This is a genomic window from Nostoc sp. DedSLP04 (assembly GCF_034530775.1).
Lineage (GTDB): Bacteria > Cyanobacteriota > Cyanobacteriia > Cyanobacteriales > Nostocaceae > Nostoc.
On record NZ_JAVRCL010000123.1, the window covers coordinates 1 to 6829 of the forward strand.

Below are 6829 nucleotides of genomic sequence, written 5' to 3' on the forward strand. Positions count from 1 at the left end.
GAAGCTCTTACAGGCTGCGCGAAACACCGAAACGCGAAGGCAGAAGCTCTTACAGGGAAGACGGAAGTTGCTACAGGCTGCACGAAACACCGAAACGTGAAGGCAAAACAGAGAAGTTTATTAGTATTTTGTACTCCAATTGACCTGATGTCTGCGTCAAAGTGACTTGACAGCAGTTTTCATGTACATGTATTTGAACCACACCTGTCGTAGGGGCGCAAGGCCTTGCGCCTCTAGCGCGTGGTCTATTTACCTGAAAATAGCCGTAATTGATGAGTTATATTATGTCCGCCTAATTAGTTATAATTCCCACATCTGTGCAAAAACCAGGAAACCCTCTTTCCCCCTGACCCCTGCTCCCCTGCCGTCTTAATGATAAGTCTTTAACCGGACACGATATTAGTATTGGCGCGCTCGGCGTTTCACCACTTAATAAATTAATAGAGTGGCTGTTAACAAAAAATAGGTGAACTTTGAACAAGCTAGAGTATGAGATTAGTCGCAAATACGACATTACTTAGTGTAAGGCGAAATGATCTAAGCGACTGAACGATGAATCGCTCTACAATGCGATACGCGATCGCCTCCGTGCCATCATGATCATTATGTCAGCAGGTACAAGCGTTCTAGGCATGGTTCCCTTGGCAATCTTTCTAGGACAGGGATCTCAACTGTATCAAGGTCTAGGAATATGCCTTAACCGGAGGTTTAGCATTTTCCCCAAGTTAAGGCATTTACCAAGGCTTTCCTGACAATAATTGCTCAGACAATCACAGATATGCTAAAAAGTAACTCCAATCTTTACTGCTGTGATTGCGGTGCAAACTGTGCAAATACCTCCGCCCCTGTTAGGTTCTTAGTTTCATTGGCAAAACAGTAATATTTGGGCTTTTCATCTATGAATATCTGACGCTCGAAAACAAGACCTTCACAGCTATCGAATAGTCCAACGGGTATGAAATGCTGGTTATTTTGTTTGAATTTGTAAAATAGATGGCTACCACACTTCTTACAGAATGCACGCTCTGCCCATTCTGAAGATTGATAAACTTCGATATATTCTTCACCAGAGAAGCTAACCTCATTTTCACAGTCAACTACTAACAAAGGTCCTCCACCCCAGTTGCGACACATACTACAATGACATGCTTCTACCCGATCGCTCATACGGGTTGTAGAAACGTTTACTACTCCGCACAAGCAGCTACCTTTTGCAATGCTCACATTAGACATATTGTTTCTCTGCTCCCAAAAATGCGCTCTATTTTTACATTCTTTTTTGTTTTATGCTGGAAGTATCTGCACTATTGAGTTTAGAGGCTGATACAACTAATCTAGTCGCTTCTTGACGCTGATTTAAATCAACATTGATGTTACATCTCCAATTTCAAAATATGGAGTTTTGCATCGATCGCGTGGAGTCTAACTCGATGGATGGGCTGAGGTACGAAGCCCATCCTACCGTGGTTGAGTGCAAACGTCTTATTTCAGTTTGCAGCTTGCGGTAAGTTCTAGATTGTAGAAAGTCCCTGGTTTGGGATTAATTGAACGCAACTGCTGGACAAAAGCATTAAATGTTGCATTGCTGATCCCGAAGCCAGCTTCAGCACAAGCAGATAAACCTCCTTCGATAGGAATAGATCCAGTTCTGGGACTATATACAATGAATTTATCGACAGTGCTATTGCCGACAGCAGACCCGATAACCTGGCGAACTGTTCGCAAAGCAGCATTATCTAAGGAACCACCAATACTGCCAATACTGATATTAACGGCACGACTTTCAGCCACAGCCGGCGCACTAATCGACAATATTGCCCCCACAATCATCAAACAGCTGAACTTCTTCATTTTCCTCTCCTCCAAAAAATTGAAAAACTAATAATTAGGTTTCGACATGGATGAAGTACATCAGAGACTTTACCATGTAAGGTTTTCAGACACTAGAGTGTGTGTAAACTACAAAATCTATGATTCTGAACTTTTGGGGATTACTTCAGCATTAGGTCTTTCCTTTTCTGAAAAATATTAATTTCTTAAAAATTCTTTATAAAATCGCCTTTGCAGACCCTAGCTGTCTAATTGGTGTTGGTTACAAGGAAGCTGAAAAAACATCTAGCAACAGCTATCCCAGCGTGAGATTGACTCAATCTCAATGTAGAACAGACCAGCGCTGTGGAGTCCTTGCCTGATTCGCAACTTCAGCCGCTTATATCCTTCAATAACAATATCAGGTAAACTTGGCAGTGAATTTAGATATCGCAACTAACTGCCATAAATCCTCTTTTCATAACCTATCCATTCTTTTTCTCGTAAAAGATACTTTTGAATTTTACCAGTACTAGTTTTTGGCAGAGTAGTAAATTCAATTGTCGTAGGGCATTTAAAACCAGCAATTCGATCGCGGCAGAATTGGATTAATTCTTGTGCTGTAACTTGCGCGTTTTCTTTGAGGGTAACAAAAGCTTTTGGTACTTCACCCCGCTTGGCATGAGGTACAGCAATAACTGCACATTCTAACACGGCTTCATGGCGGTAAAGACATTGTTCAACTTCAATACTAGAGACATTTTCTCCATTTGTAATGATGATATCTTTCATGCGATCGCGCACTTCAATATAACCGTCAGGGTGCATTACTGCTAAATCACCGCTATGAAACCATCCTCCTCTAAATACACTTTCAGTTGTTTCTGGGTCATTATAATAGCCTGTCATCACCATATTTCCCCGCATCACCACTTCCCCCATTGTTTCACCGTCCGCCGGAACATCATTCATATTTCGATCTACAACTCGCAAACCATCTGCACCGATATAAGGTACGCCTTGGCGTGCCATAAGTTTTGCTTGTTTTTCAATATTTAAATTATTCCAATCTGATTGATATTCACAAACACTATATGGGCCATAAACTTCTGTTAAACCATAAACGTGAATAATTTTTGCGCCAATTTTAGTCAGTTTTTCAATTAATATTGGTGATGATGGTGCGCCTGCTGTCGTGATAGTTAGAGGTTTTGCTAATAATTGCGGACAGTCTGGATGATTGAGGAGAGAAATTAAAATTACAGGTGCAGCATTTAAATGAGTTACTCCTTCTTGTTGAATTAACTTCCAGATATTACCAGGGTTAAATTTACGCAAACAAATATGAGTACCACCGATAGCAGTTACCGCCCAAGTAAAACACCAACCATTGCAGTGAAACATCGGCAGAGTCCATAAATAAACTGAGTTAGGTGTTAGTGTTGTTTCAATTATTTCTCCTAAAGAGTTAATATATGCACCGCGATGAGAATACATTACACCTTTGGGTTTACCAGAAGTCCCACTAGTATAATTAATAGAAATCGTATCCATTTCATCTGTAATTACCCAAGGCAAAGGAGTTGGATTACCAGTTTGGAGAAATACTTCATAATCCTCTCCATTTATCGGTTCAAATCCTTGATTATCGCTGATATTGATTATATACTTGACAGTTTTGAGACTATTTTGAATAGTTCTAATTATATTTGTTAACTCTGTATCAATAAAAAGAAATTTAGCACCGCAATCATTTAAGATATAAGCAACTTCCTGAGAAGCCAAACGAGTATTAATAGATACGAGAATCCCACCTATTAAAGGCACAGCAAAATGGGCTTCTAGCATGGGTGGAGTATTGAAACAAAAAAAAGCGACGCGATCGCCTTTTTCAAGTCCAGCATAATGGAGTGCTGAGGCTAGACAATTGATCCGCTCTGCAAATTCCCTGTAAGTGAAGCGTTTTTGATTATATATAATAGAAACTTTATGACTATAGACTTTAGCATTACGTTGAATAAAAGTTAGAGGTGTGAGAAAGCTGCGATCAACTGCTTCAGGGTTCATGGCTAATGCTAACAGTAATTATTTACTGCATGAGCATACCATACGGTCATAAAACACTACATGATTTTTACAGTACTTAGCTACCGCGATCGCATTCAATTAGACTAGGCTCAGGGGCTGGCTCAGTCTACCTTGAGATTCCGGTTACTTGCAAATGGTAGGCACCCAAGGTTTAGTCTCACAGAGATGCCAGTATCATTTTTACGATCGTGACTGCGTTTATTATGGCTTTGTTCCAGTGTTGATGATGAATTAAAAAATTTAAATTATACAATTAGTATCCGGAAAACCAAGGTGAAGTTAGGAAAAATAGTGAAGATATAATTGTAAATTTCTTTGATTGAGTTAATATAAAAGGTTTTCACAATGGTTACTACTCCTGTACACTATTTGCAAATTCTGGGCAATCCAAATATTGAAATTTCTCAAGATGAGTTGCGATCGCTTTTAGGAGAAATAGAAGTACAACTGCATCGTAGCCGAGTTTATCGACGTGCTTTAGCGATTGTGCAGAAGTTAATAGGTGAAGAAACAGGTCAGGCTCAAGATTTATTAAAAGCTGTAGGTAGAGAAGCGATCGGTTTAGCATTTCGACAATTTGCCCAACAAAATCAAAAAGTTGAAACAGCTACAGATACGAAGCAAGCGACAGAAACAGTCAATTCTTCATCAGAGATACAGCAGGAGGATTGCACTCAACAGGAGCAATCCTCTAAAAATGCAGCAGAAAATTCGCTGTGGAAAAAACCACTGCAATTTCTGAATCATCAGAGAATTTCTCAAGCAGAACTTGCCTTGCAAGCAGACCAACAACGTATGGTGTGCCTACATCAAATCGGGCAACAACTCCAAAAAACCCGTTTGTCCAAAGGGCTTTCTTTAGACCACATCCAGCTTTCCACTCATATCCGAACCGAGCTGATAGAGGCATTAGAAAACGGCAACTCGAAAGAATTGCCAGATGACATTTTTTTACGTGGATTTATCCGACGTTATGGAGATGCTTTAGGACTTAATGGTGTTGCTTTAGCTGCTTCTTTGCCAGTACAAGCAGCTATACCAGTAAATCAGCCTCTTTCGTACCAATCTAAAAAAGGAATGGAATTAGAAATTCGTCCGACGCATTTATATGTAGGTTATACAGCTCTTCTTGCTGGTGCAATGGGAGGATTAGCTTTGATGTCCCAGCAACAAGCAAATACCAATATATCAACTGAGCAAGATAACTCTTCTTCTGTTTTACAATCGTTAAAACAGCAATCCTCTACTGTTAAACCGGGGATTAAATCCATTAATAATACTGGTGTGGCTGTCGGATCTGATATTTCCCCACCAGAAGGATCGTATTAACGAACTGTACCACAATCCAATTACATCTTAATGCCGTCCTCGCCGCTCCATTCCATGAGTGGTGAGCATAGGCAAAAAATATTGTGTAAAAGCTAAAAAACTGTAACTGGGAGTTAATTGATCTAACTTTTCACGGTATCTGAAAAACCTCACTTCTATTTCTCTCTCTTAAAAGGAGAGAGATTTTGAATTTTCCCCCTTACCGACGCGGTAAGGGGATTTTTGGTAGACTTTTCCACATAACGTGAAAAGTCAGGTTAATTGATATATTGGAACCTTTATGAAAGTCAGGTTAAAATCGCAAGCAAAGTGTAAATCTGAAGTGAAACTATGAAAACTGCTGAAAAATTAGCTGCCGGTTGGCTACTGACACTCGGATTCATGTTTGTAACTCTATCAGCAACAGCGGCACTAGAAAAATTCGCTACACCTAAAGCCATCTCAATACCGGCGGGTGAGTATGAGTTTAACGCACCGAATGCTACTTATGAAGATAATAATGCTGCTGTTGGTGGTCTAATTTTTGGTGTCCCTACCCTAACATTGGGTACGTGGTTAGCATTGGGATTGTACCGTCAAAGTCGGCAGGAGAAAAAGGCAATTAATCAACAAGTTAGCGATCGCCTGCAATCGATTTTTTATGAGATGCTACAAGAAAATCACGGGCGCGTAACTGTTTTAGGCTTTGCCATCCAGTCACAATTACCCGCAGCCCACGCCAGACAATATTTAGATGAAAAAGCTAAAGAATTCAATGCAAATTTTAAGGTGAACGAAGAAGGGGCTGTATCATATCATTTTGATGTCTAATTGTCATTAGTCATTTGTCCTTTGTCCTTCGTCCTTTGTCATTTGTTATTTGTTATTCACTAATGACCAATGACCAATGACCAATGACTACTTTACAAACTTACGGCTAGGTCTCATGACGCAGATTTTTTTGAGCGTAGCTGCCATTTTAGGCGGTTTGTCGGTTGCTGCTGGTGCTTTTGCTTCCCATGCCCTGCGGGAAAAGATTAGTGAGCGATCGCTAGAAATTTTTGAAACTGGCGCTCGTTACCAAATGTATCATGCTCTGGCACTTTTTCTAGTAGCAATACTAATTAGTCGTACCGAGTCGCCTCAACCCACACTCGTAGCCAGTGGATGGCTATTTATTATTGGCATTGCTATTTTCTCAGGTAGCTTGTACGCCCTTAGCTTAACCGGTATTAAATCCTTGGGAGCGATCGCACCATTAGGCGGCACAGCCTTTCTGGCAGGTTGGGGTGCTTTAGCTTTTGCTGCTTGGAATTTGAAGTTGTAAAAAAGTTAGAAGTTAGGAGTTTTTAACTCTTAACTTCATTTTTTAGAGGCTCATTTATCTTGTCTTTACAGCATCTTTTCAACAAAAATATTTTCCAAAAAATAATATTGGTCAATTCATCAATCATAATTTTAACAACGTGCATATAAATAAATTAATACCGTTATCTATAAATCACGCAGAATTTTCAATTTCTAAATTTATCTTGTTTAAAAAGGCTAGTAATGAGGAGTTAAAAGCTTATCTGACTTTTCCCGTTAAGTCTTGAAAAGCTTGCTCACAAAGGATTTAGGAAAC

At 39.7% G+C, this 6829-nt stretch carries 6 protein-coding genes and 1 pseudogene; 4 read left to right on the forward strand and 3 right to left on the reverse strand.

Translation table 11 applies throughout. The features are described 5' to 3' along the window. Positions 1-551 precede the first annotated feature (551 nt). Positions 552-720, forward strand: a pseudogene (locus RMX89_RS34655) (efflux RND transporter permease subunit); the annotation flags it as partial. A gap of 81 nt (positions 721-801) precedes the next feature. Here the strand turns inward: RMX89_RS34655 and RMX89_RS34220 are convergent. The 3 genes from RMX89_RS34220 to RMX89_RS34230 all read right to left on the reverse strand — a co-directional run bounded on the left by RMX89_RS34220 (position 802) and on the right by RMX89_RS34230 (position 3876). After that, positions 802-1233 (reverse strand): GFA family protein, encoded by a 432-nt coding sequence (locus RMX89_RS34220; protein ID WP_322692113.1) that lies wholly within the window; start codon positions 1231-1233, stop codon positions 802-804. A 249-nt stretch (positions 1234-1482) separates the two neighbouring features. After that, positions 1483-1851, reverse strand: coding sequence for a hypothetical protein (locus RMX89_RS34225; RefSeq protein ID WP_322692114.1), 369 nt, complete (start codon positions 1849-1851; stop codon positions 1483-1485). Between the two features lie 414 nt (positions 1852-2265). Then, entirely contained in the window at positions 2266-3876 is a 1611-nt protein-coding gene (locus tag RMX89_RS34230; RefSeq protein ID WP_322692115.1) for an acyl--CoA ligase family protein, read from the reverse strand. Between the two features lie 366 nt (positions 3877-4242). Here RMX89_RS34230 and RMX89_RS34235 point away from each other — a divergent pair, with 366 nt between their 5' ends. From RMX89_RS34235 to RMX89_RS34245, 3 genes are all read left to right on the forward strand, one after another. Further along, positions 4243-5226: a helix-turn-helix domain-containing protein gene (locus RMX89_RS34235; protein ID WP_322692116.1), complete on the forward strand. Its 984-nt coding sequence runs from the start codon at positions 4243-4245 to the stop codon at positions 5224-5226. A 330-nt stretch (positions 5227-5556) separates the two neighbouring features. Continuing rightward, complete coding sequence (locus RMX89_RS34240; protein ID WP_322673203.1) at positions 5557-6036, forward strand: hypothetical protein; 480 nt, start codon at positions 5557-5559, stop codon at positions 6034-6036. 115 nt (positions 6037-6151) lie between these two features. Further along, positions 6152-6532 (forward strand): DUF423 domain-containing protein, encoded by a 381-nt coding sequence (locus tag RMX89_RS34245; protein WP_292732078.1) that lies wholly within the window; start codon positions 6152-6154, stop codon positions 6530-6532. Positions 6533-6829: the final 297 nt, after the last annotated feature.